Source organism: Brachyspira sp. SAP_772 (assembly GCF_009755885.1).
In the GTDB taxonomy this organism is placed as follows: domain Bacteria; phylum Spirochaetota; class Brachyspiria; order Brachyspirales; family Brachyspiraceae; genus Brachyspira.
Genome location: NZ_VYIX01000111.1, coordinates 1 through 794, shown reverse-complemented (window position 1 = coordinate 794; position 794 = coordinate 1). Strand labels below are relative to the sequence as shown.

The following is a 794-nucleotide window of genomic DNA, read 5'->3' as shown; positions in this document are numbered from 1 at the left end:
TATACAAAGTAAAGCAAAAGTTTTTTTATATAATATTAAATATAACAAATGATAAGTTATAAAAATAAAAATAAAGGAGTAGTACAATGGCTACAATATATTATGATAATGATGCTGATTTAAATCTAATTAAAGAGAAAACTATAGCTATAATAGGTTATGGAAATCAGGGAAGAAGTCAGGCTATTAATATAAGAGATTCTGGAATAAAAAATGTGATAATTGGAAGCAGAAAAGATGAATCTTATGATCAGGCTAATGAAGATGGTTTTATGGTTTATTCTATAGAAGAAGCTAGTAAAAAAGCAGATATAATATATATGCTTTTACCAGATGAGGTAGCACCTCAGATATATGAAGAGAAAATAGCTCCTAATTTAAAAGATGGTAACATAATAAATTTTTCATCTGCTTATAATATCACTTTCAAAAGAATAGTACCAGCAAAAAATTTAGATATAGTAATGGCTGCTCCAAGAATGATAGGTAAAGGTGTAAGAGAACTCTATGAAAAAGGTGAAGGCTCTCCTGCTTTCGTAGGTGTACATCAGGATTATTCAGGAAAGGCATTGGAATATGCTAAAGCTTTATGTAAAGCAATAGGTGCTACAAGAAAAGGAGCTATAGAAGTAAAATTTGATGATGAAACTTTCTTGGATTTGATGGCAGAACAAGGAACTTGGCCTATTATATATAATGTATTTGTAGAAGCTTTCAAACTTCAAGTAGAGATGGGTCATCCTGAAGAGGCTGTTCTTATGGAGATGTATTTATCAAAAGAGCCTGCTGTAATG

The 794-nt window shown here is 30.2% G+C and carries 1 protein-coding gene; it reads left to right on the top strand.

Annotation, left to right across the window (positions count from 1 at the left end):
- Positions 1 to 86: 86 nt before the first annotated feature.
- A partial coding sequence (locus GQX97_RS12915) for an NAD(P)-dependent oxidoreductase (RefSeq protein ID WP_157152268.1) occupies positions 87 to 794 on the top strand: 708 nt, incomplete at its 3' end.